The 24,107-nt window shown below is 45.6% G+C and carries 19 protein-coding genes and 1 pseudogene; 9 read left to right on the top strand and 11 right to left on the bottom strand.

The genetic code is table 11. From position 1 onward, the window contains the following. Positions 1 to 216 precede the first annotated feature (216 nt). The gene (gene aceK, locus ACX5J7_RS13285) at positions 217 to 1,950 is read right to left on the bottom strand and encodes a bifunctional isocitrate dehydrogenase kinase/phosphatase (RefSeq protein WP_278384435.1); all 1,734 of its coding nucleotides are present in this window, start codon (positions 1,948 to 1,950) and stop codon (positions 217 to 219) included. A gap of 178 nt (positions 1,951 to 2,128) precedes the next feature. Here aceK and ACX5J7_RS13280 point away from each other — a divergent pair, with 178 nt between their 5' ends. Next, positions 2,129 to 2,527 (top strand): response regulator, encoded by a 399-nt coding sequence (locus ACX5J7_RS13280; RefSeq protein WP_012519529.1) that lies wholly within the window; start codon positions 2,129 to 2,131, stop codon positions 2,525 to 2,527. A 146-nt stretch (positions 2,528 to 2,673) separates the two neighbouring features. On the opposite strand, the gene arsB is transcribed toward ACX5J7_RS13280, so the two are convergent. From arsB to ACX5J7_RS13250, 6 genes are all read right to left on the bottom strand, one after another. Then, positions 2,674 to 3,729, bottom strand: coding sequence for an ACR3 family arsenite efflux transporter (gene arsB, locus ACX5J7_RS13275; RefSeq protein ID WP_278384433.1), 1,056 nt, complete (start codon positions 3,727 to 3,729; stop codon positions 2,674 to 2,676). A 12-nt stretch (positions 3,730 to 3,741) separates the two neighbouring features. Then, positions 3,742 to 4,425 (bottom strand): arsenical resistance protein ArsH, encoded by a 684-nt coding sequence (gene arsH, locus ACX5J7_RS13270; protein ID WP_231125194.1) that lies wholly within the window; start codon positions 4,423 to 4,425, stop codon positions 3,742 to 3,744. Between the two features lie 62 nt (positions 4,426 to 4,487). Continuing rightward, the gene (locus ACX5J7_RS13265) at positions 4,488 to 4,955 is read right to left on the bottom strand and encodes an arsenate reductase ArsC (protein WP_020746475.1); all 468 of its coding nucleotides are present in this window, start codon (positions 4,953 to 4,955) and stop codon (positions 4,488 to 4,490) included. A 115-nt stretch (positions 4,956 to 5,070) separates the two neighbouring features. Beyond that, on the bottom strand, positions 5,071 to 5,403 hold the full coding sequence (locus ACX5J7_RS13260; protein ID WP_278384432.1) for a metalloregulator ArsR/SmtB family transcription factor: 333 nt from the start codon (positions 5,401 to 5,403) through the stop codon (positions 5,071 to 5,073). Positions 5,404 to 5,540: 137 nt separating this feature from the next. After that, positions 5,541 to 6,227, bottom strand: a complete 687-nt coding sequence (locus ACX5J7_RS13255) for a protein-tyrosine phosphatase family protein (protein ID WP_474376373.1) — start codon at positions 6,225 to 6,227, stop codon at positions 5,541 to 5,543. Positions 6,228 to 6,450: 223 nt separating this feature from the next. After that, the gene (locus ACX5J7_RS13250; RefSeq protein WP_071952501.1) at positions 6,451 to 7,608 is read right to left on the bottom strand and encodes an S-(hydroxymethyl)glutathione dehydrogenase/class III alcohol dehydrogenase; all 1,158 of its coding nucleotides are present in this window, start codon (positions 7,606 to 7,608) and stop codon (positions 6,451 to 6,453) included. A 191-nt stretch (positions 7,609 to 7,799) separates the two neighbouring features. Here ACX5J7_RS13250 and ACX5J7_RS13245 point away from each other — a divergent pair, with 191 nt between their 5' ends. The 6 genes and pseudogenes from ACX5J7_RS13245 (at position 7,800) to ung (ending at position 17,366) form a co-directional block, all read left to right on the top strand. Continuing rightward, positions 7,800 to 8,678: a LysR substrate-binding domain-containing protein gene (locus ACX5J7_RS13245; protein WP_474376372.1), complete on the top strand. Its 879-nt coding sequence runs from the start codon at positions 7,800 to 7,802 to the stop codon at positions 8,676 to 8,678. 121 nt (positions 8,679 to 8,799) lie between these two features. Continuing rightward, complete coding sequence (locus ACX5J7_RS13240) at positions 8,800 to 11,304, top strand: excinuclease ABC subunit UvrA (RefSeq protein WP_474376371.1); 2,505 nt, start codon at positions 8,800 to 8,802, stop codon at positions 11,302 to 11,304. A 412-nt stretch (positions 11,305 to 11,716) separates the two neighbouring features. Further along, the gene (gene thrA, locus ACX5J7_RS13235) at positions 11,717 to 14,182 is read left to right on the top strand and encodes a bifunctional aspartate kinase/homoserine dehydrogenase I (protein ID WP_015067861.1); all 2,466 of its coding nucleotides are present in this window, start codon (positions 11,717 to 11,719) and stop codon (positions 14,180 to 14,182) included. Between the two features lie 125 nt (positions 14,183 to 14,307). After that, on the top strand, positions 14,308 to 15,255 hold the full coding sequence (thrB, locus tag ACX5J7_RS13230) for a homoserine kinase (protein ID WP_020744153.1): 948 nt from the start codon (positions 14,308 to 14,310) through the stop codon (positions 15,253 to 15,255). Between the two features lie 161 nt (positions 15,256 to 15,416). Beyond that, positions 15,417 to 16,700, top strand: coding sequence for a threonine synthase (gene thrC, locus ACX5J7_RS13225; protein ID WP_015067859.1), 1,284 nt, complete (start codon positions 15,417 to 15,419; stop codon positions 16,698 to 16,700). Beyond that, positions 16,700 to 17,366: pseudogene (ung, locus tag ACX5J7_RS13220) on the top strand (uracil-DNA glycosylase). Before thrC ends, ung begins: the two are co-directional and overlap by 1 nt. Before the next feature lie 253 nt (positions 17,367 to 17,619). On the opposite strand, the gene ACX5J7_RS13215 reads toward ung, so the two are convergent. The 3 genes from ACX5J7_RS13215 to tal all read right to left on the bottom strand — a co-directional run bounded on the left by ACX5J7_RS13215 (position 17,620) and on the right by tal (position 20,784). Beyond that, positions 17,620 to 17,796 (bottom strand): DUF3545 family protein, encoded by a 177-nt coding sequence (locus ACX5J7_RS13215; RefSeq protein ID WP_012519516.1) that lies wholly within the window; start codon positions 17,794 to 17,796, stop codon positions 17,620 to 17,622. A 364-nt stretch (positions 17,797 to 18,160) separates the two neighbouring features. Then, positions 18,161 to 19,810, bottom strand: a complete 1,650-nt coding sequence (gene pgi / locus ACX5J7_RS13210) for a glucose-6-phosphate isomerase (RefSeq protein WP_015067857.1) — start codon at positions 19,808 to 19,810, stop codon at positions 18,161 to 18,163. Positions 19,811 to 19,824: 14 nt separating this feature from the next. Next, complete coding sequence (gene tal, locus ACX5J7_RS13205; RefSeq protein WP_020746471.1) at positions 19,825 to 20,784, bottom strand: transaldolase; 960 nt, start codon at positions 20,782 to 20,784, stop codon at positions 19,825 to 19,827. A 378-nt stretch (positions 20,785 to 21,162) separates the two neighbouring features. Here tal and yaaA point away from each other — a divergent pair, with 378 nt between their 5' ends. After that, entirely contained in the window at positions 21,163 to 21,942 is a 780-nt protein-coding gene (yaaA, locus tag ACX5J7_RS13200) for a peroxide stress protein YaaA (RefSeq protein WP_020746469.1), read from the top strand. A gap of 283 nt (positions 21,943 to 22,225) precedes the next feature. Then, positions 22,226 to 22,579 (top strand): RNA recognition motif domain-containing protein, encoded by a 354-nt coding sequence (locus ACX5J7_RS13195; protein ID WP_012519510.1) that lies wholly within the window; start codon positions 22,226 to 22,228, stop codon positions 22,577 to 22,579. A gap of 61 nt (positions 22,580 to 22,640) precedes the next feature. Here the strand turns inward: ACX5J7_RS13195 and ACX5J7_RS13190 are convergent, their stop codons facing one another. After that, a complete protein-coding gene (locus tag ACX5J7_RS13190; RefSeq protein ID WP_474372017.1) occupies positions 22,641 to 23,900 on the bottom strand; it encodes an MFS transporter in 1,260 nt (419 codons plus the stop codon). Positions 23,901 to 24,107: the final 207 nt, after the last annotated feature.

The raw sequence follows: 24,107 nt of genomic DNA, 5'->3' as shown, positions 1-24,107 counted from the left end.
ACGCTTCTTTTGTTTATCTACATTCACACGCTTGATTGGCATTGCTGCTACCCTAAAAAGGAGATTGTTTTACAGCAAGCGAACTCAAACAGTCGCAAAGCATTAACGCTTTCTTATGCTTTTACGAGTGTTAAGTAATGAAACGATCACTTTTAAGCCTTGGTATGTAGCTCGGAATTAGTCGTGTTTACCAAGGCTTAGACTTATGGCTAAGCCTTACTCGTCTCGGTCAAATCGCCTGTTTGCCCGGTATGGCGTAAAATGTTGAACATCGCCCCGGGCGCACTTTTTTTGTACTTCATGCCAGTACTCGGGGGTCATAAGGTCACCATGTAGCGACTTTAGAATATCTTTAAACTTGCGCTTCCCTACAATGAAGTGTTCGAATTGTTCGGGAAATACGTCGTTTGGGGCCACGGAAAGGGTATCAATAGCATACGGGTCATCCGACTTTGGCAATGTCCTAAAGTTACGCTCATTCATTAAACATATTTCATCATAGTCGTAAAATATCACACGGCCATGACGGGTGATGCCAAAGTTTTTGTGTAGCATGTCTCCCGGAAATATATTGGCCATTGCTATTTGTTTTATGCAAAGCCCCAACTCGTCTAACGCTCGTGTTACCTTTTCTTCGTCTGTTTCTTGCTGTAGATATAAGTTAAGCGGCGTCATTTTCCGCTCAATGTACATATGTTTAATGATGAGTTCAGATTCAGTGAATTCTAAGCTCGAGGCGCACGTCTCTTTTAGTTCTTCGATTAATTCAGGCTCAATTCTATCTAGCGGAAATCTAAAGTTTACGTATTCGTGGGTGTCAGCCATTCGGCCCACGCGGTCTGACATTTTTACCAGCTTGTAGCATTCTTTAACGTGCTGGCGCGTGATCTTTTTACTTTCAGCGAATTCGTCTTTGATGATTTTAAACACCACACCATAAGAGGGTAGGTGGAATACCATCATAACAAGGCCGCGTATTCCCGGGGCCGCTTCAAATTTATCGGTTGACTCACTCAAGTGCTGCAAAAAGTTACGGTAGAAAACCGTTTTGCCGTGTTTGTAGTGGCCCATCGACATATAAAGCTCAAAGTGCTTTTTGTTGGGAAGTAGTTCTTGAAGAAAGGCAGCCACTTCTGCAGGGTTTTGAGTATCAGCCATAAAGTAGCTGCGGGCAAACCCGAATATAACGCTTAAATCTTTGCGGTCGGTAAGCAGTGCATCAACGAACATGTTGGGGTCATTGTATCGTCGCATGGCGATAACAAAAGGCAGGGTTTCATCTGGCATGCAAATACGCCCAATGAGGTAAGCTGCTTTACCTCTGAAAAACGTAGGTTTAAGAATTTCTACTGCCTGAACACTTGCTAGTTGCGCTTTGTCAAGGCGTGCGCGAAGAGCTTCTTCTAAGTGCTGAAGGTCGCGCTCAAAATTCTCGAATGGAATATTGTAGCGGTAAATTTTGAAAATAGACTCGTACATCTCACGCACGGTTGTTGTTGTATCGAAGCTATTAACTACCTTGTCCCTGTCTTGCCCTGGTAAAAAGCAACGGCTGGGCAATACGAACATCATGTCATTGTCAATTTTGCGATGCTTGAAAAGTCTGCCGATAACAGAATTATAAAAGGTTTCTGCCAACTCGAACTGCGGGTGGCCCTCTAGCTGTAAGGCGAACACTTTTTTAAGCTGTTGCCAGAAAGCGTCGTCTTTTTGATGGACCTGCGTTAACTGATAAATTTCAGCAACGGCATCAGATAAACTTTGCTCGTATATGGTGATGCGTTCTTTTGAGGCGAGTTGGGTTTCTTTCCAATTGCCCTTTTCAAACCGCTCTTGAGCGCCACGGGTGATGCGGGTGAACCACCGATAACTCTTGTCGAAATGGGATAAAATTTGATAGGCCACCTTTCGCACCAAATTCTTATCTTGGCTTGCAGCTAACTCTTGCATGGGCATGTATTCCTTTTTTCACTCCACGTTATATCTACCACAAAACCGGCCCTTAAGTGAGGGGAGTTTGCTGAACATAGCGCGTAAGTAGCCATAAATCAGGTACTTTTTGTTTTATTATACTTTCGTTTAAGGTATTCTGATGACGGATTAATAACCAATTATACGATTGAAGCTGATGGGTTTTAATATATTAATTTGTGATGACTCAGCGCTCGCACGAAAAATGGCAAGAAGCAATTTACCTACGGGCTTTGCTGAAACCATTTATGAAGTGTCTAACGGTATGGACGCTTTAGAAGTACTAGCGCATCACACCATAGATTTGGTATTGCTCGACCTCACCATGCCTATCTTAGGTGGTATTAGTGTTCTAAGTGAAATTAAACACCGTCAGTTAGAAACCTTTGTCATCGTGGTTTCCGGCGACATTCAGCCAATGATGCAAGAAAAGGTAATGTCGTTAGGTGCATTGGGCTTTATAGAAAAGCCCATTAAGCAAGACGAGTTAAAAGCCTTGTTACACCGCTTCGGTTTTATTCTTCCTGATACCTATCAAACTGCTATTGCTGTGTAGCTGCAAAACCGCGTAACTGGTTAAAAAAGAAGGGCGAACCCATGGTTCGCCCTTCTTTGTTATCTCTTCGTTAAAGCGCTGCTTTTACAATCGCGCTGGTATCCACAATGTTACACCAGCGCAGTGTTTACTGGTCTGAAACGATATCAGTTCGCCCCATCGAACCAGTGACGCGTTCTGTTAGCAAACCACACAAGCGACAACATTACTGGTACTTCAACCAGAACGCCCACTACGGTCGCTAACGCGGCACCGCTGTGTAGCCCGAACAGGGAAATTGCTACGGCTACGGCCAGTTCAAAAAAGTTAGACGTACCAATCATGCATGCAGGGGCTGCAATGTTGTGAGGCAGCTTCAGGCGTTTTGCGGCAAAATAGGCGATAGCAAAAATACCGTAGGTTTGAATAAGCAAAGGTATTGCTATTAGCACAATATCCTGTGGCTGCGAGAGAATAGTTTCTGCCTGCAGGCCAAACAGAATCACAATGGTCAAGAGCAAGCCAATAACTGAAAACGGCTTAAACTTATTTACCAGTGCATCGATAGCGCCTGTGTCTGTGCCAGCATTTTGGCCTGACGTAGTCGCCTTCTTCTTTTCTAAACTACGACGGGTTATATAGCCAGCTACAAGGGGAAGTACCACGTAAAGGGCCACCGAAAGAAGCAGCGTATCCCAGGGTACCGTAATATCTGTTACGCCCAGCAGCATGGCGGTAAGTGGCGCAAACGCAATAACCATAATAAGGTCGTTAATCGACACCTGAACCAGTGTGTAGTTAGCATCACCTTTGGTTAAATGACTCCATACAAATACCATGGCTGTGCAAGGTGCTACACCAAGTAAGATCATACCGGCGATATATTCAGTGGCCGTTTGCGGGTCTACCCAGTCGGCAAAAATGCCTTTAAAAAATAGCCAGCCTAAAAGGGCCATGGTAAAGGGTTTGATTAGCCAATTCACAACAAGGGTAAGCACTAAGCCTTTTGGCTTTTTACCCACGTCTTTGATAGAGCCAAAGTCAATCTGCACCATCATCGGGTAAATCATTAGCCAAATAAGTACGGCAACCACTAAGTTAACATGCGCGTATTCTAACGCCGCAATCGACTCGAATAGGTCCGGAACAGCATAGCCTAAGCCAACCCCGGCTATAATACAAAGGCCGACCCATACCGATAAATAACGTTCAAAAAATCCCATTTTATAACTCTCTTATATCGATTTTTGGTTAACGCGTTTGCTGACTTCTTCGGCGCTTTCGACGCGCTCAGAGTAGCGATCAACCAAGAACGCTTTGTTGTCGCGGGTAAGCAAGGTGAATTTAACTAACTCCTCCACCACGTCTACTATGCGGTTATAGTAGGGAGAAGGTTTCATTCGGCCATCTTCTTCAAACTCGAGAAACGCTTTTGCTACCGAAGACTGATTAGGAATAGTTAACATACGCATCCAACGACCTAAAATACGCATTTGGTTTACCGCGTTAAACGATTGAGACCCCCCTGAGACCTGCATAATTGCCAAGGTTTTACCTTGCGTAGGGCGCACGCCGCCAAGGCTGAGCGGCACCCAATCTATAATGCTTTTCATGATCCCAGTAATGCTGCCGTGACGCTCTGGTGAGCACCATATTTGCCCTTCAGACCACATCATCAATTCCCGTAGCTCTTTAACCTTCGGGTGTGAATCATCTTCGGTGTCGGGTTGGGGTAAACCGCGAGGATCAAAGATTTTGGCTTCTGCACCAAAGTATTCAAGCAAACGCGCGGATTCTTCAATGACCAAGCGGCTGTATGAGCGTTCGCGAAGTGAGCCATAAAGCAATAAAATACGGGGTTTATGCTGTGAGAACGTTGAAGCAAAGTTTGCCATTATGGGTTTGTGCATGTGTTCCATTACCGCATTATCAGACGGTGATTGCACAGAAGGTGTGCTGTTGTTTGATACCTCCTTGCTCATTAATTCGCTCCTAAATTTGATAGCGCCTCTTTAAGCGCGGATTTATCTAGATTTTTGTCAGCAAGCTCAGCTAACGCGGCAACACGCTTTTCGATAATATCGATGGTGGTATTGAACGCCTTCGCTTTTTCTTCCTCTGTGCCTTCTAGTTTCGAAGGGTCTTCCAAGCCCCAGTGAACTTTAAGTGATTTACCAAAATACACGGGGCACGATTCGCCTGCTGCCGAGTCACATACCGTCACCACAAGGTCGGCATTATAGTCTTCAAACTCATCCCAAGATTGGCTTCTAAGGCCCTGGGTATCAATCCCACGCTCGGCCAAATATTTAAGGGAGAGCGGGTGTACTTCACCTACAGGCTGGCTTCCCGCGCTGCGTGCTTCCACATTACCTTTAGATGCATTGGTGATAGCTTCGCACAGGATGCTGCGACAACGGTTATGCGTACAAATATATAGAATCTTCATTAAGCACCTTTTAATAGTCTTGTGTTACCGAAGTAACCTCTATAGATATGAAATGGTTGATGGTGAACACCGGTCTTAAACTAACGTTTTATGGTTAATGTTGTGGGTAGAAATATTAACAGTCTGCGCACGTTAAATTGGCCAATGGGCCGTTGATGTACTCACCGTTGTGTGAGGCTGTATTGGTTATAACCTCTAATGCCCAAGACGGTAATTCAGGGTGGAGTTTGTAGTACACCCATTTACCTTTACGCGTATCAAGCACTAAGCCGCACTTGCGAAGGTCTGCAAGATGTCGAGAAATTTTTGGCTGGCTTAATTGCAGGGCATCGGTAAGGTCACACACACACAATTCACCTTTCACGCTAAGCATAAGAAGCGTTTTTAGACGGGTGTCTTCCGACAGGCACTTAAAAAATGTTAAGGGCGAAAGTAAGCACGTAGACATAAGTTTCATCACATATGAAATTTCGTATGTGATGTATCGTATATGAAATTTCGTATGTGTCAATAAGGCATCTGAAATTTCATATATGTGTAATAGGAATGAAGTGGTTTAAAAACTAATTAAGGAAGCGCTGAAATTTATTGGCTTTCAGAGGCGGCCTCAAACGACATCGCTACTTGTTTACCGTTTACCCCATTGTAGTGAGTGATAACTTCATTCATAAAGGCATACCACGTAGGGTTAGGGTGCCAAATAGCCATAAGATCTTTCTTGGCAGTTTGTTCATTTTCTCCAAGTACGTTAATTCTGTATAGGTAGGTAAAAGCGGCACCCCGCCAATTCAGTTTACAGTGAGTGAGTACCTTATCTTTATTGACATCTACGTTTTGCATAAACGCTGCGTAATTTAAAAAGTTAGCGAGCGTAGGGCCTTCCCAATCAACGGGTACATTAAAGTAATCAAGCCCTAATTCTGAGGTAGTTAAAATCTCACTCGCTCGATCTCCCGGGATCAAATCTATAACGTGAGTTACCCCTTTCTCTTTTAGCAAAGAAAGATGAGAGGCATCAGGCAAGCCAGAAGAATACATAAAGGGCGCGTTTTGTTGGTAGTTGGTGAGTGTTGTAAGGGTCGGTGCGGTACTCATCGGCGTTTCGTCACTTGCTTGCTGTGTTGAACTGTCTTCATGATAAGCGTTTGCGCATAAACTCAATCCTAGCCCTACGCTAATACACGCAATAGTAACAACGCGACCTAATTTAGACTTTTGAAGCGATGGTGTATTTTTCATTTTTGCAAGTACTGCAAGTTGGGTCTTTTTCATAATGGAAAGCTCAATGCTGACAAGGCTAAATAGTGACGTTGTTAATACCTTCTTACGTTACACATTTGCTTACTTATTGTCCAAGGTATAAAAGCCATTGTTAAGTATTTACTATCGGCTTTAGCATTAAGTACCATGGGGCGTTAGAGCAGGGCGTGATTTGAAGAGAATAAAAAAAGGAGAGGTCTAACCTCTCCTTTGCGTTCTTACAAGTAGCTAACGCTTACTTATCCATATGCACAACAGAGCGAATACTTTCACCTTTGTGCATTAAGTCGAAGGCGTCATTGATTTCATCAAGGCCCATGGTGTGAGTAATGAACTCTTGAAGACCAAAGTCACCATTGAGGTATTGTTCAACAATGCCAGGAAGCTCTGAACGACCTTTTACACCACCAAAGGCAGAGCCGCGCCATACACGACCTGTTACTAGCTGAAATGGACGAGTTGAAATTTCTTGGCCCGCACCGGCTACACCGATAATTACTGACTCGCCCCAGCCTTTGTGGCAGCACTCAAGGGCAGAGCGCATTACGTTCACATTACCGATACACTCAAACGAGTAGTCAACGCCACCGTCGGTCATTTCAACAATGACTTCCTGAATAGGCTTGTCGAAATTGTTAGGGTTTACTACATCAGTTGCGCCAAGCTGTTTGGCTAGGTCGAATTTGCTTTCGTTGATATCAATACCAATGATGCGACCCGCGCCTGCCATGCGTGCGCCGATAATGGCTGATAAACCGATGCCGCCTAAACCAAAGATAGCAACCGTGTCACCTTCTTGAACCTTAGCCGTTTTAAGTACTGCACCCATACCTGTAGTTACACCACAACCCAGTAGGCAAACTTCGTCCAGCGGGGCATTTTTGTTTACTTTCGCTAGCGATATTTCAGGTAGAACCGTGTACTCAGAAAACGTTGAACAGCCCATATAGTGATAAATTGGCTCGCCATCTTTAGAGAAACGGCTTGTGCCGTCTGGCATTAGGCCTTTACCTTGGGTTTCGCGTACCGCTTGGCAAAGGTTAGTTTTACCTGATTTACAGAACTTACACTCGCCACACTCAGCGGTATAAAGTGGAATAACATGATCGCCAACGTTTACACTAGTAACACCTTCACCGACCATCTCAACGATACCGCCACCTTCGTGCCCTAAAATGGAAGGAAATACGCCTTCTGGGTCGTCACCTGAAAGGGTAAACGCGTCAGTGTGGCATACGCCAGTTGCAACGATGCGAACGAGAACTTCGCCTTTTTTAGGCAGCTCTACATCGACTTCTTCCATTTTAAGTGGCTCACCTGGGCCCCAAGCAACGGCGGCTTTTGACTTAATGTGAGTTTGACCTTCTTGCAACGAATCTTTGAACGATGCCATGTTATGACTCCTTTATATCAATTATTTGATAACGCTTTATAAGCCAAAGTATAGGAGACAGATTACTATTGATAAATACAATTTTAGTAAATCACTTTTGCATATTTGTAATAATGTCGACGAATGAATAATATTAGGGGAGTGGAGCGCGACGTGCGTGTTAATGGCTGACGAATTTACGGGTAGCATTGATGAAATATTTAGAGGGCATAGCGGAGTTTTGCGCCGTTGCTGAGGTAGGTAATTTCACCGGCGCAGCTAATAAGCTTGATACGTCGGTGGCACAAATAAGCCGAAAAGTGGCGTCTTTAGAAAAGCAGCTTGGCGTAAAATTACTGCATCGTACTACGCGAAGCGTTTCACTCACCGAAGCCGGTACTTTATATTGTGAACAAGCACTGCCAGCATTAAAGGCGCTCGAAGATGCCCAGCTATCAGTTAGCGCTTTGCAAAACTCACCGCAGGGTTTAATTAAACTCACAGCGCCTGTAGCATTTGGCGAAGCATTTATAGCACCGCTACTCAATGCATTTATGCAGAAGTATTCAGGTATTAGCGTGCAGTGCATATTCTCGAATGAAAAGCTCGATATCGTGGATATGGGCCTCGATTTAGCCATTCGCATTGGAAAGTTGGAAGACTCGACGCTGGTGGCTAAAAAGCTTGCCACACGTCATTTATACGTGTGCGCAAGCGAGCAATACTTTAAGGAAAATGGTCGTCCAAAGACCTTAGAAGACTTAAAAAAACACACACTATTGGTGGGGTCGCAGCCCTATTGGCGTTTTCTAGTTGATAAAACCATACGTGCGCTACCGGTACAGGGGCGCGTTAGATACAACAGTGGAAATGCGCTGTGCAGTGCAGCTATTGCAGGTTTAGGGCTCGCCCAGCTGCCTGGCTTTTATGTGCGAGAGGCGTTGGCTTCGGGTAAGTTAATTGAAGTATTTCCCCAATACAAAGATAAGCAAGAAGCGATATGGGCGGTGTTCCCTTCAAACCGTAATGTCGCACCTAAAATTAGATTATTAGTGGATTTTTTGGCTCAACATATCGTCTCAGATAGTTAGCAAGCTGCCTGATTTACTGATCGAAAAAAAGCCAAAATCTCTACACACTATAACGTCTGTCGGCCTTTACATTGTTAAAAAGGGCCGCAGTTTCAGTGCAAATAACGATATAGGTGAATAGGTGCATAAGGATGAAGGGCGAATTCAGATACGCGGTGCTCGCGTACATAACTTAAAGAATATCAACGTTGATATACCTCGAGATTGCGTTGTCGTTTTTACCGGCGTATCTGGCTCAGGCAAGTCCTCGTTGGCGTTTGGTACGCTGTACGCCGAGGCGCAGCATCGTTATTTAGATTCCATATCGCCCTACGCCCGGCGTCTAATAGAACAAGTCGAAAAGCCAGAAGTTGATGCCTTGGAGGGATTACCGCCAGCCGTTGGCTTACATCAGCGTCGCCAAGCGCCATCAGTGCGTTCATCTATTGGCAGTATAACTACCCTTTCTAACAGCCTGCGAATGCTTTATTCCCGAGCAGGGGATTACCCTGAAGGCCAAGCTATTATTTATGCAGACGGATTTTCCCCCAACACACCTGAAGGCGCATGCGAGCGGTGCGACGGTATCGGTAAAGTGTTTGATACTCAAGCTCAGCTTTTAGTGCCTGACGATACCCTAACCATTCGAGAAGGGGCTGTGGCGGCTTGGCCCGGTGCGTGGCAAGGTAAAAATCTTGTGCGGGTGCTGCTGTCTCTTGATATTGACGTGGATGTGCCGTGGCGTGAATTGCCGAAAGCGACGCGCGATTGGATCTTATATACAGACGAGGCGCCACAAATGCCTGTCTATCGAAATTACAACCTAGAACAAACGCGCAAAGCGCTAGCAGAGGGCGAACCTGCTAGCTATAAAGGGAAGTTTATAAGCGCCAGGCGTCACGTTTTAGATACCTTTAAAACCTCACAAAAAGAAAAAGTTAAGCAGCGTATTTCCCGTTTCCTCTCCGTTAAACCGTGCCCCCGTTGTCATGGTAAAAAGCTTAAGAAAAAAGCCCTTAACGTTACGGTAGAGGGTGTCGATATTATTGACTTTTCAAGGCTACCGCTGCGCGAGGTTAATGAAAAAATGAATAAGCTGCGGGGTTCAGTAGCAGGTAATACTTCAGAAAGGGCACAAGTCATAAGAAACATAGCGGACGATGTCATCGATAGAATTAAACCTATTATCGCGCTAGGTCTGCATTACCTTTCACTAGATAGAAGCACTACTACTATTTCGGTTGGCGAGTTACAGCGACTGCGCCTCGCTACTCAGCTAAAATCCAATTTATTTGGCGTGGTTTATGTTATGGATGAACCTTCGGCTGGGTTGCACCCTCGCGATGTCGAGTCCTTAGTTAATGCGCTTCATGATATTACTAAAGCGGGTAATTCTCTGTTGGTTGTTGAGCATAACCCCTATGTGATTAAAGGGGCTAAGTGGGTAGTAGATATTGGCCCTAGTGCCGGTAAAGAGGGTGGTGAGCTGATATTCAGTGGGCCAGTTGATGAACTCGCGAAGGTAGAGACTTCGCCAACCGCAGAATTTGTTTTCAATGACAAACCCCTCGTATCAAGAGAAAAATGTAACTCATCATTGACGCTAAGTCTTAAAAACGTGAGCAGAAACAATGTAAACAACATTGATATTGATATTCCCCTTGGCGTTATGACAACGGTTACTGGCGTTTCAGGCTCTGGAAAGTCGAGTCTTATTAGCCAAGCATTGGTGGAGCTAGTAAAAGAGGGATTGGGTAGCGTTAAAGATAAAACTGACGGTGAAGTTAATGAGGTCGCGTTACTTTCATCCGAAGATAAGGTTACCCAAGAGGGCTTTATCGCCAGCGGGTTAGATAATATAAGTCGCTTAGTGGTTGTAGATCAGTCTCCTATAGGCAGAACACCACGCTCGACGCTCGCAACCTACACGGGCATGTTCGACCAAATCAGACGCTTATTTGCTACCACTGACGACGCCAAAAGCCGTGAGTATGATGCCGGTCATTTTTCTTTTAACGTGACCAAAGGCCGATGCCCCAACTGTGAAGGACTAGGTGTAGTGTCGGTAGAATTACTATTTATGCCCAGTGTGTATTCACCTTGTTCGGTCTGTAATGGTTCACGGTTTAAGGATGAGGTTTTAGATGTTCACTATAAAAAACACTCTATTGCCGATATTTTATCTCTTACAGTCAACGAGGCGCAGGATGTATTTGAGGATAACAGCGCAGTTTTGCGAGGGCTTAAAACACTAATTAACGTTGGCCTTGGTTATCTTACACTGGGGCAAAGTGCCACCGAGCTATCAGGAGGTGAGGCCCAGCGTATTAAGTTGGCCTCTGAACTTAAGCGTGCGCAAAACAATAACACCCTTTATGTGCTGGACGAACCGACCACAGGTTTGCACCTTTCAGATACTGCACTGCTTTTGGAGCACTTAAGTACGCTTGTGGATAGCGGTAATACCGTGGTGATGGTTGAGCATAATATGCAAGTGGCCGCCGCTAGTGACCACGTTATTGATATGGGGCCGGGAGCTGGCGAGGACGGTGGACAAATCGTGGCGTGGGGCACACCAAAAGACGTTGCGAAGAATAAGGAAAGCGCAACTGCGCCCTTTTTGAAGCAAGCTTGCAAAATAAATTAATCGGCAAAGGCCGCCGGTCGCTCATTTGTTTACTCATTTTGCATGCCGCACCTTTGTCATAGCAGCAAGCACCGTGCAATACGGCTTTGAGAAGCCAATGTGTAGTATCACACTTAAACGGCGTAGTGAGGTAAAACGGGTTTGTACCTTAAAAAGAAATGTTTTTTAAAGAGTGTTTCACTTTTTGCAATACAGTGTGGTGAAAACTGCGGTTGACTTATAGACGTCTATACGGCAAATTGCTTGTATGAAAAAGATTCTACTTACTCGCACCACCATGATGTCGATTACCACCTTAAAAAGGGCGGTCGCTGGCTAGTGCAAGTAAGCAAAAGACAACGAAAGCCCGCCTAACACAGAGCGGGCTTTTTTTTACACACGTTTTAGCATGCGTAACCTTAAGGAGCAGCATATGAAAGTCTTAAAGTTTGGGGGTTCTTCTCTAGCCGATGCACCGCGATACATGCGCGTTATGGAAATTAGCACGGCCACCCACCAAACCGACGGTGCTGCGGTTGTACTCTCTGCCCCTAAGGGGGTAACGAACGCGCTTTCACTATTGTGTGAACAAGCAGCCGCGGGTGAAGATTTCCAACCGTTATTCACTAAACTGAACGACACGGTTACCGGCATTGCCAACAACCTTAACGAAGAACTCGACGGCTTTGCCCACGCAAGCGTGGTAGATTTCATCAACAGTCACCTCAGTGTATTAAAGCAGCACCTTGAAGGCATAAAGTTGCTTGGCGTAGCGCCAGATAATGTTGCAGCGGGTATCCTAAGCATTGGTGAATATATTTCGGTTACGCTTTTCAGCGCCATGCTTTCAGCGAAGGGCATCGCTAACCGCGTTATCGACCCGGTAAAATATGTGCTTGCCGATGGCGAATACCTAGACAGCATTGCCGACGTGTCGCTAAGTAAGGCGCGTTTTTCAGACGTACCAAACGATGGCAGTGAGTTCTTAATAATGCCGGGTTTCGTCGCCGCTAATGAAGCGGGCGAAAAAGTGACGTTAGGCCGCAACGGTTCAGATTATTCCGCAGCAATTTTAGCGGCGTGTATCGATGCAAGCTGTTGCGAGATTTGGACAGACGTAGATGGTGTTTACAATGCTGACCCGAACCAAGTAGAAGGTGCGGTACTGCTTGATAAATTGACTTATCAAGAAGCCATGGAACTGTCTTATTTTGGCGCTAAAGTTCTTCACCCTAAAACCATTGGCCCTATCGCTCAACATCACATCCCGTGTTTAATTCGCAATACGCTTAATCCAGCGGCGCCGGGTACGCTTATCAGCAACGAAAAAAGTGAAGTATGGACGTCGGTTAAAGGTATTTCACAGCTTGATAACGTTACTATGTTTAACGTTGCAGGCCCTGGTCTTAAAGGCATGGTAGGCATGGCAAGTCGCGTGTTTGAAGTCATGTCGAATGCGAATATCTCTATCAGTTTAATTACTCAGTCTTCCTCTGAGTACTCAATCAGTTTTTGTATTCAAAGCAAGGACGCCCAGCGTGCGTTAACCTTACTTGAAGATGCGTTTGCACTAGAGTTACAAAATCAGCTGCTTGATCCAATCGAAGTGCGTCATGATCTTGCCATTGTTACCTTAGTGGGTGACGGTATGCGTCAAACCAAAGGCTTGGCGGCCCGTTTCTTTAACTCGCTTGCGCAAGCGAGAGTTAACAACGTAGCCATCGCGCAGGGCTCTTCTGAGCGCTCAATCTCTACAGTTATTGAAAGCAAGCGTGCGAAAAAAGCGGTAAAAGTCATTCATCAGAATTTTTTCTCTGACCGTCATACCATAGACGTATTCCTAGTAGGGTGTGGCAACGTGGGGACTGAACTGCTAGGGCAGATTGAAAAGCAGCAGCCGGCACTGTTAAAGCGCAATATTCAGCTGCGTGTCTACGGTATTGCCAATAGCCGTAAGCTACTGTTAAACAGCCAAGGTATAGATTTAAGCGGTGACTGGAGCGCAGCACTTGATTCAGCGAGCGAAGGGTTGAGCGTTGAGCGCTTACACCAGTTTGCTAATGACAACAGCTTAGTGAATCCAGTTATTGTTGACTGCACCAGCCATGAAGCCATTGCCAATCAGTACGTTGATATGATGGAAAGTGGTTTCCACGTAGTGACGCCGAACAAAAAGGCGAATACCAGCGCCATGGCTTATTACCGTAAGCTGCGCAAAACGGCACTTTCTACTAACCGTCAATACCTTTATGAGACGACAGTGGGCGCAGGCCTTCCGGTTATTGATAACCTGCAAAAGCTGTTTAGCGCCGGTGACGTTCTGCACCGCTTTGAAGGTATTTTATCAGGCAGCTTGTCTTACGTGTTCGGCAAGCTTGACGAGGGCATGAGCCTGTCGCAAGCGACGCAAACAGCAAAAGACAATGGCTTTACCGAGCCAGATCCTCGCGATGATTTAAGCGGTATGGACGTAGCGCGTAAGCTGCTTATTATGGCCCGCGAAGCCGACCTAGAACTTGAGCTTTCCGATATTGAGATTGAGTCAGTATTGCCAGCAGGCTTTGCTGAAGATTGTTCCATCGACGAATTTATGCAGCAGCTACCTGAATTAGATGCTGCGATAAATGAAAAAGTGGAAGCAGCCAAAGCAGAAGGCAAAGTACTTCGCTATATCGGCAGCATTGAAGACGGTAAGTGCAAAGTAAGCATTCAGGCTGTGCCGGCAAGCAACCCGCTTTCACAAGTAAAAGACGGTGAAAACGCGCTGGCTATTAACAGTGACTACTATAGCCCAATTCCTTATGTGATAAGAGGCTACGGCGCTGGTGGTACGGTGACCGCAGCGGGTGTGTTTGCAGATATTTTGCGTACCATGCCGTGGAAGCAAATGGCGCACTAAAGGCTAACTCAAGCCTTGTAAAAGCGAAACGTAAATAATAAGCGGTTTAAGTAAGTCATTCGATTAGGCGAGCTAAGCAAAGCATGTGGCAGATGCTTAGTCGCCAGCGAAGTAAGAGAAATAATATGAAAGCATTAAAGGCCTTCGCGCCGGCATCAATAGGAAATGTAAGCTTAGGCTTTGACGTACTTGGCGCGGCCCTTGCGCCTGTTGACGGCACTAAGCTAGGTGACGAGGTTGAAATAACATCCGCTGAATCATTTTCGTTAGAAACAGTAGGGCGCTTTGCCCATAAGCTTCCAGGTGATGCAGATAGCAATATTGTCACTAAGTGCTATCACTATTTTTGTGAGCAAATGGAAAAAGCAGGTAAGCCAACATCGCCGGTTGCTCTGACACTTCACAAGAACTTGCCTATCGGCAGTGGCCTAGGATCAAGCGCCAGTTCAATAGTGGCGGCGTTCGCAGCGCTAAATGCTTACTTCGATACGCCGTTTGACCAGGATACGTTACTTATCATGATGGGCGAGCTAGAAGGTCAAATTAGCGGTAGCGTTCACTATGACAACGTAGCACCGTGTTATTTGGGCGGCATGACGCTAATGACGGGGAGCGAGGCGCCTGTCACACTGTCATTACCTCTGAGCGACGACTGGTACTACGCCATTTGTTACTCGGGCATTAGCGTGTCGACAGCGGCTGCGCGAGATATATTGCCTAAGCAAGTAGACATGGCAACAGCACTTACGTTTGGCCGCCAGCTTGGCGTATTTGTACACGCGTTACATGCAGGCAACTTTGACTTAGCTGCGTCGGTCATGAAAGATGTTATCGCCGAGCCTTACAGAAAGTCGCTACTGCCAGGCTTCGATGAAGCCCGCGCGTTTAGCGAAGAAACCGGCGCGCTGGCGTTCGGTATTTCCGGCTCAGGCCCAACGGTGTTTGCGGTTTGCTCATCGAAAGCGCAGGCAGAAAAAGTCGCAGCCTATTTAACTGAGAACTACATTCAGAACGAAGACGGTTTTAGTCATGTGTGCAAAATCCCTAGCCAGGGCACGCTAATTTCTGAATAGTTGACGCAATAACTAAATCTGCCTAATTTCACTACATAGAAAACTGGGCAGCGCAACGCTCGCAAGCCAATGCGAACAACGCAGGCCATGCGAGTAAGCAAAGAAACAAATTAAAAGTTTGAAAGGGCGGAGAATTCGCCCAATAAAAAAGGTAACAGCAAGTGGAATTGGTAAATTTAAAAGATTCATCGGACACAGCGAGCTTTGCTGAAGCGGTAAAGCGTGGTTTAGGTAAGAACCAAGGGCTTTATTTTCCAGAGCATATTCCTACCTTAGACAATATTGACGAATTGCTGGAAAAGCCATTTGTAGAGCGCAGCATTGATGTGCTTCGTGCGCTTATTGGAGACGAGCTTAATAACGGCGAGCTTGAAGAAATTGTCAAAACAGCTTTCGCATTTGGTGCGCCGGTTGAGCAGGTTAACGATAACGTTTATAGCCTAGAGCTTTTCCACGGCCCAACCCTTGCGTTTAAAGACTTTGGTGGCCGTTTTATGGCACAAACGCTCTCGCGTATAAGCGAAGGTAAGCCTGTGACCATCCTAACTGCCACGTCAGGCGATACAGGTGCAGCTGTTGCTCATGCGTTCCACGGTATCGACAATATCAACGTGGTTATCTTGTTCCCTAAGGGCAAGATCAGCGCGTTGCAAGAAAAGCTTTTCACTACGTTGGGCGGTAATATTCACACTGTAGCAATCGAATCAGATTTTGATGCATGCCAGTCCCTTGTGAAAACTGCGTTTGACGACCCAGATGTGCGTGAAGGTCTTCACCTCAACTCTGCGAACTCCATTAATATAAGTCGTTTACTGGCACAGGTATGTTACTACTTTGAAGCGGTTAGCCAACTGCCCAAAGAGAAGCGCGACCAGCTTGTTATTTCGGTACCTAGCGGTAACTTCGGTAATCTTACGGCAGGCATGATCGCTAAATCGTTAGGCCTACCGATTAAACGCTTCATTGCCGCAACTAACTTAAACGATACCGTGCCTCGTTACTTAAAAACGGGGGAGTGGGACCCGAAAGCGACGGTTGCCACTATGTCGAACGCAATGGATGTTAGCCAGCCGAACAACTGGCCGCGTATTGAAGCGTTAATTGAGCGTGGTTACATCGACAAAGCGTGCCTTAAGGGTGAAATGGTTGATGAAGAATATACTCAGCTTGCCATGCGCCAGCTAGCGCAGCAAGGCTACACCAGTGAGCCACACGCTGCTATTGCCTATCGCGCGGTAAGCCACGACCTGCAAGACGGTGAAATTGGCCTGTTTTTAGGTACTGCTCACCCAGCTAAGTTCAGAGAAACGGTAGAAAACGTATTGGGTAACCCAATAAGCTTGCCAAAGCCGTTAGCAGACGTAGCGGGCGAAGACAGCCTAGCGGTAGACTTACCTGCGTCCTATGATGCGCTTAAGCAGCACATGATTAACTTGCTTAAGTAATGACATCACTAACATGGCAAAGCGCGCTAGGTAACGAGAAACAAAAAGAGTACTTTGTTGAGTTACTTGAGCGCGTAAAGCAAGCGCGTGAAGCGGGTAGTGTTATTTACCCGCCTCAGCCTGATGTATTCAATGCGCTAAAATACACGCCGCTCGATAAAGTTAATGTGGTGATACTAGGGCAAGATCCTTATCACGGCCCTAATCAAGCCCACGGCCTTTGTTTTTCTGTTCAAGCAGGTGTGAAAACGCCGCCGTCGCTTAAAAACATGTACAAGGAACTATTGACCGATATCGACGGCTTTGTCGAGCCTAATCACGGTACGCTCACGTCATGGGCAGAGCAAGGTGTGTTGTTACTTAATACCGTACTTACCGTAGAGCAGGGCAAGGCACACAGGCCATGCGAAGTGGGGGTGGGAAACCTTCACCGACAAAGTTATCGATGTAGTAAATGCGAACTGCGAGAACGTGGTATTTCTTTTGTGGGGCAGTCATGCGCAAAAGAAGGGTAAGCATATAGACCGCGAAAAACACAAAGTGTTACACGCACCGCACCCTTCGCCGCTTTCAGCCCATAGAGGCTTTCTAGGGTGTAAGCATTTTAGCCAAACCAACGAATACCTTGTTGAGAAAGGCAAAACCCCAATCAACTGGCAGGTGTAAATCTAGTTAGCATCGTGCTCTATTTAGAAGAATATGTAGCAACGCAACCAACACCTTGGGTAGCAGAACATCTACACATTGCGGTATAGCATGCAGCGCTAAATATGAGCTTATATAAGTACCTGCATGCGTACTTACATGAGTGATAGGTAGCACTATTCAAAGCACAGCTATGCCTAGCACACATGACTGCAGCACGCTTTCCAAAGCCAGAAAGTAAAAAGGCCGCCTGTTTTATCAGGCGGCCTTCAGTTTATCTTTCCAGTGTTTCTAGCTCGTACTCGAAACCACAATCGAGTTCAGCCAGTTCTTTTTCTAATTTGTAGCGATCTTGTAGCGCTTCGATTTCTCTCCACTTACGTTTTTTACTTTTGGTTTTTGCTGGGCTTGCTTCGATGTCTAACATGGCAAATAGATCTGATTTATCCACTGGGATCTCCTTTTTATACCACTACAACTAATACAGAGTTTTATGTTTTTAATTCCCTCTGTACGATTTTGTATCACAGCCGTCACTAAAATAAAATAGTTTAATTTACCTTTTATTAACAAATTGTGACGATATGATGACAACGGTAAGAAAATGTCCAGTGTGTTTAAAGCGTAAACAAATGCTGTATGTATATGATCCTATTTGTTTTATTAGTGACCAAATACACAGTGTTACGGATGTCAAAAAGTGTCTGTCGTATAGCCGATGAATACCGCAACAAAAAACGGCCAGCTTCCGAAAAAGCTGGCCGTTCAGTTTGTTATTTGCACCAAGTGGGTGATTTTACATCACCTCTCATTCCTTATTTTGGTGCATTCGCTGCTCTGAATTTGGCAATCAATTGTTGTGTTGAAGCATCGAAATTGTCTTTGTCTGCTTCGCCTTGAATGCCAGCAAGTACTTGGTTTCCTAATACTTTACCTAACTCTACGCCCCATTGGTCGAATGAGTTAAGGTTCCAGATAACACCCTGAACGAATACCTTATGCTCATACATTGCAACCAACGCGCCAAGTGTTTGAGGCGTGAGTGAATCAAACAAGAAGGTGTTGCTTGGCTTGTTACCCGGCATGGTTTTGTGAGCCGCTAAACGCTTACGTTCTGCGTCGTCTAGGCCCTTGCCATCTAAGTCCGCATAACACTCTTCAAAGGTTTTACCCTGCATCAGTGCCTGAGTTTGTCCGAAGCAGTTAGACGCGAGCATGGCGTGGTGCGTATCATCTTGGTTTGGTACGTTAAGCGGCAGCATGAAATCAGCTGGAATAACGCCTGAACCTTGGTGAATAAGCTGGTGGAAGCTATGCTGACCGTTAGTCCCTTCACTACCCCAAATAATTGGGCCAGTAGGGTAGTCTACGCTTTCCCCTTCTTGAGTCACTTCTTTACCGTTACTTTCCATATCTAACTGCTGTACGTAGGCAGGTAGACCGCGCAGGTAATGGTAATAAGGCAGTAATACATGAGACTGTGCATCGAAAAAGTTTCTGTACCAAATACCTAATAGGCCAAGCAATACGGGCATGTTTTCTTCTAAAGGCGCGGTAGTGAAATGGGTATCCATTTCAAACGCGCCTTCAAGTAAGCCCTTAAAGTTTTCAAAACCCAATGCTAATGAAATAGGCAGGCCAATAGCAGACCAGAGTGAATAGCGCCCGCCTACCCAGTCCCACATTGGGAAGATGTTGTCTGCGCTAATACCGAAGTCGGTAGCTGCTTTTACATTTGAAGACACTGCTACAAAGTGTTTTGCGATATCTTCCTGAGTACCGCCAGACTTTAAGAACCAGTCTTTAGCTGTAAGTGTATTTTGAAGCGTCTCTTGAGTAGAGAAAGACTTCGATGACATCACCACCAAGGTCTCTTCAAAATCAATGCTAGATAGCACGTCGTGAATATGACAGCCGTCAACGTTGGCAACGAAGTGTACTTTCACTGCGTCAACCGTATGGGGTTTTAACGCCTCGGTCATTATTTTAGGCCCAAGGAACGAGCCTCCAATACCAATTGCCACAATGTGCTTAATAGGCTTGCCGGTGTACCCTTTATGCTCGCCGCTGTGAATAGACGCGGTAAACGCTTCAATTTTTTCAAGCGTTGCATGTACTTCAGGCATTACGTCTTCGCCGTCTACCAACACTTTGCGGTCAGAGAAGTTACGAAGCGCGGTGTGAAGCACAGCGCGACCTTCGGTTGAGTTGATTTGCTCACCAGAAAACATCGCGTCGCGAAGGGTTTCTAACTTACAGGCACGAGCAAGATCAAATAGGCCTTTTAACGCGTCTTCGTTTACGCGGTTTTTCGAGTAGTCTAGAAAAATACCGCAAGCTTCTAGCTGCATCTTATCCGCGCGGCTAGTGTCTTGTGCAAACCAGTCGCGCATATGCGCACTTTTCACTGATGCAGCAATATCAGATAAGTTTTTCCATTCAGGAAGAGAAGTTAAAACACTCATTGTTTCAATAGCCCTTATGCGCTTAGTTTTTCGCGAAGCGTAGCTTCAAGTTTTTCTTGGTCGGCAGCAAAGTTGCGAATGCCTTCAGATAGCTTTTCAGTTGCCATCGCATCTTCGTTCATTGCCCAGCGGAATTCGCTTTCAGTTAAACGCTCACCTGGTGTTTTGGTTGCGCCGTTGTCTTTAAGTTTCACTTCCAAGTCGCCTGGCTCGTTTGCCAATTCTTCAAGTAGTGCAGGGCTTATGGTTAAGCGGTCGCAGCCCGCTAGCGCCTGAATTTCGCCAATGTTACGGAAGCTTGCGCCCATCACTACCGTCTTGTAGCCATGTTCTTTGTAGTAGTTGTAAATTTTCGTTACAGATACTACACCTGGGTCTTCATCTGGTGCGTAAGATTCGGTACCGGTTGCTTTCTTGTACCAGTCTAAAATACGGCCTACGAAAGGCGAAATAAGGTATACGCCCGCTTCGGCACACGCTTGAGCTTGGGCAAAGCTAAATAGCAAAGTAAGGTTGCATTGAATACCTTTTTTCTCTAGTGCTTCTGCCGCTTGAATACCTTCCCACGTTGATGCAATTTTAATTAAGATACGTGACTTATCGATGCCAGCGTCTTCATAAAGCTGAACCAAGCGCTCTGCTTTTTCAATCGTTGCCGCGGTATCAAACGATAGGCGAGCATCAACTTCGGTAGAAATTCGGCCCGGGATAGTGCCAGAAATTTCCTTACCAATAGCCACGGCAAGCTTGTCAGACGCGTCTGTTAGTTGCTGTTCTGCATCGTTAGACTGCAGCTTTGCCCATGCTACTGCGTCATCAATTAGGCTTGCATATTGAGGAAGACCAGCCGCTTTCAAAAGTAGCGACGGGTTGGTAGTGGCATCAACCGGCTGATATTTTTTAATGGCATCGATGTCGCCCGTGTCGGCAACTACGGTGGTGATATCACGTAATGAAGCTAACTGATTGCTCATAATTCTCTCTGTTCTTTATCAATAATAAGTTTGGACAACTCGCTGGAAAAGCCAGTTGAATAAAACGGTTCGCTTGCGCGTGTGTAGGGTTTTGCGCTTGCGTTTTCTTTCTGCTCTCTTTTGTATCCCATGGGGAAAAGGGCAAATGCGAATATAGCGCTTTGATCTTCAAGACACACAATTAGAGGTGTATCTGAATTATTGTTTGAATAATTATTTGTAATGCTATTTATATCAAACCCGTGTGACAATTTATACATAAGATAATGACAAAATGGCTAATCGGATTTCTCTGTTAAGCCAATTTGCGTCTTTCTTATGCCATTTTGCTTTTTCAAGCGTATCAGGTGGTACAATTATAAAATTTAAGGAGTCGAAATGTTAGTTGTAGTATCCCCAGCGAAAAATCTAGATTTTGAAAGCGACATTCCAGTAAAACAGTTTACTCAGCCTGTCATGCTCGAAGACACGGAAAAGCTGATGGAAGTCTGTCGCACGTTATCGCCTGCCGATTTATCATCGTTAATGAAAATCAGCGACAAGTTAGCCACCTTAAATGCTAACCGCTTTGCCGAGTTTACTACGCCATTTACTCCTGATAACGCGCGTCAAGCTATGTATGCGTTTAACGGCGATGTGTATACCGGGCTGGACGCATACTCGCTAGATAGCGACACAGTTGAGTACGCACAGAAACATTTACGCATTTTGTCAGGCCTCTATGGCTTATTACGCCCCCTTGATTTGATGCAGGCTTATCGCTTGGAAATGGGCACTAAATTAGCGAACCCTGAAGGCAAAGACTTATATGCGTTCTGGGATGATCGTATTACCTATGTGTTGAATAAAGCATTAGAAGCACAGGGCGATAATGTACTTATTAACCTTGCCTCTAACGAGTACTTCAAAGCCGTGAAGAAAAAGTCTCTAGACGGCATGATTATTACGCCAACGTTCAAAGATTGCAAAAATGGCCAGTATAAAATTATCAGCTTCTTTGCAAAGAAAGCGCGGGGTCTTATGGCGCGTTACATCCTTGAAAATCGTGTTGAAGATGTAGAAGGCTTGAAAAACTTCGATGTAGACGGCTATGTGTTTAGCGAAGAACAAAGCTCATCGACGGAACTGGTGTATCTTCGCAATCAAGAAAGCGAATAATGCGTTTCAGCGGATAGTGATAAATCAATCAAATTGGCGCTAACACGCAAAGTTAGCGCGAGTTCGAACCTCTATGCTCCTAAAACATTGCCATCGCACTTCTGCGGTGGTGATGTAAATGTTTAGATTCAATCTGAAGCCCAATTTGATACCAGCTATGCCTTCCCGCTTCTTTGTCAGAACGAATCCTCATCTACTAACAGACAGTAAGATTAGCAAACAAACACACTGCTGCATGCTACACTATGTTCAGTACCAATCACCCACCAAGTAGGGCATAACCTTGAGCATATTAGTTCGCAATTTACCTAAATCATTCACTCAGGAAAACCTTGAGGATCTGTTTTTTGAGTTTGGCACCATAGCATCGTGCGATCTGGTAATGGATGAGGCTACAAACCTATCTAAAGGCTTCGGTTTCGTTGAAATGAGCACACAGGAAGAAACCGATAAAGCGATTGAAAAGCTTAACGCCAAGGTTATCGACGGTAAGAAAATTCGTGTTAAGTGGTCAAATCAAGAGAAAAAGCAAGCTGCAGCGATAGATGATGCGCCTGCGCCTAAAAGAGATATTCCTGACAATGTGTGGGGAACGGCTTCTAGTAACAGTTCTGAGAGTGAAAAGGACGCGGAATAGCTCTGAGAGTAATTGAGTTAGTTAGTGCTGACAACTGAGGTTGTCAGCACTAACTGGTAGCTCAACCAGATACGGTTGCTGTCTGTACTTGGGTATTGCGTGCAGTCATAACAATGGCTAGCCATACCAACACGCCACCACCGGCCAGCGCTAAACCTACCCAACCTGTTGAAGCATAACCATAGCCGGCTGACAACGTCATACCCGCCAGCCAAGGGCCCAAGGCGTTTGCCGTATTGAAAGCGGCATGGTTCATGGCTCCTGCTAAGGTTTGCGCTTCGCCCGCCACATCCATTAAACGGGTTTGCAGTGGCACTACCATACCGCCGCCGATGCCGATGAAAAACAATGAGGCTGCCATTATATATGGCTGACCCATAGACGCGGCGTACGCGGCTGCAGATAAACCAAGTAGAACCTGAAAAACGATGGCTGAAGTTAGCAGTCGGCCTTCAGAATAGCGCCCAGCGATAATGTTGCCCAGGGTCACGCCAATGCCATAGATAAGCAAGGTCGCAGAAATTCCCCATTCGGGTGCCGAGGTCGTGTTTAAGTACGAGGCACTAAAATAGGAGTACACCGAGAACATGCCCCCAAAGCCAATAGCGCCCATGAGCAATACCAGCAGTACGTCTTTATTTTTCAGCGCTTTAAGTTCAGTCAGTGGCTTGGCATCTGGGTTTGGACCGCGGTAAGGTGCAGTTTTCCAGACCATTAAAGCGGTCACTAGTGCAAAGGCAGAAATCATGAAAAAGCCGGTTCTCCAGCCAAACATTTGCCCGATACCGCTAATTGATGGCACCCCAATAATATTAGCAATAGCTAAACCCATGATGACGTTACTCACCGCCTGAGCCCGTTTATTTTTACCCGCAATGTCAGCTGCAAAAAGCATGGCAATCCCGAAATAGGCACCGTGAGGCAGGCCAGCAATAAAGCGCGCTATATTCATTGTCCATTCTGACCATGCTAGTGCTGTTAGCAGATTCCCACCGGCATAAAATATCATCATTGAAATAAGCATGGTGCGTCTGGCAAGGCGAGAAAAGAAGATAGTGATAAGCGGTGCGCCTACTACAACGCCAATGGCATAGGCACTAATTGCATGACCTGCAACCTTTTCAGTAATACCAAAATCTTCAGCGAAGTAGGGCAGTAACCCCATAGCAGCAAATTCGCTGCAACCTATTACAAAAGTGCCGAAAGCTAGCCAGAATGTAATAGTCGCCAGTGAATATTCTCCCGTCGCAGAACTTTCTTCTGAACAGACCCGATGAGAAGCTGTCTGAGTAGAAGTGATATCGTCAGTTTGATTTGCCATAAGCTACCTTTGTTCCTTCATTTCTTACCATACAGTCGCCTGCTAGCTGCTTGAGCACGGCGCACTGGCACAAGATTAAAATACAAAAACCGGCAAATGGTATGTTTGCCGGTTTTCTATGTTTGAAAGCCATTGCTTTGGCTATTCAGAAAGGCCAAAAGCCCCAAGCTTGTGCTTTATTGGTTCATCTATTACGTAAGATCCTAG

This window comes from Alteromonas infernus, assembly GCF_902705815.1.
This window is presented reverse-complemented; position numbering and strand designations above follow the sequence as displayed.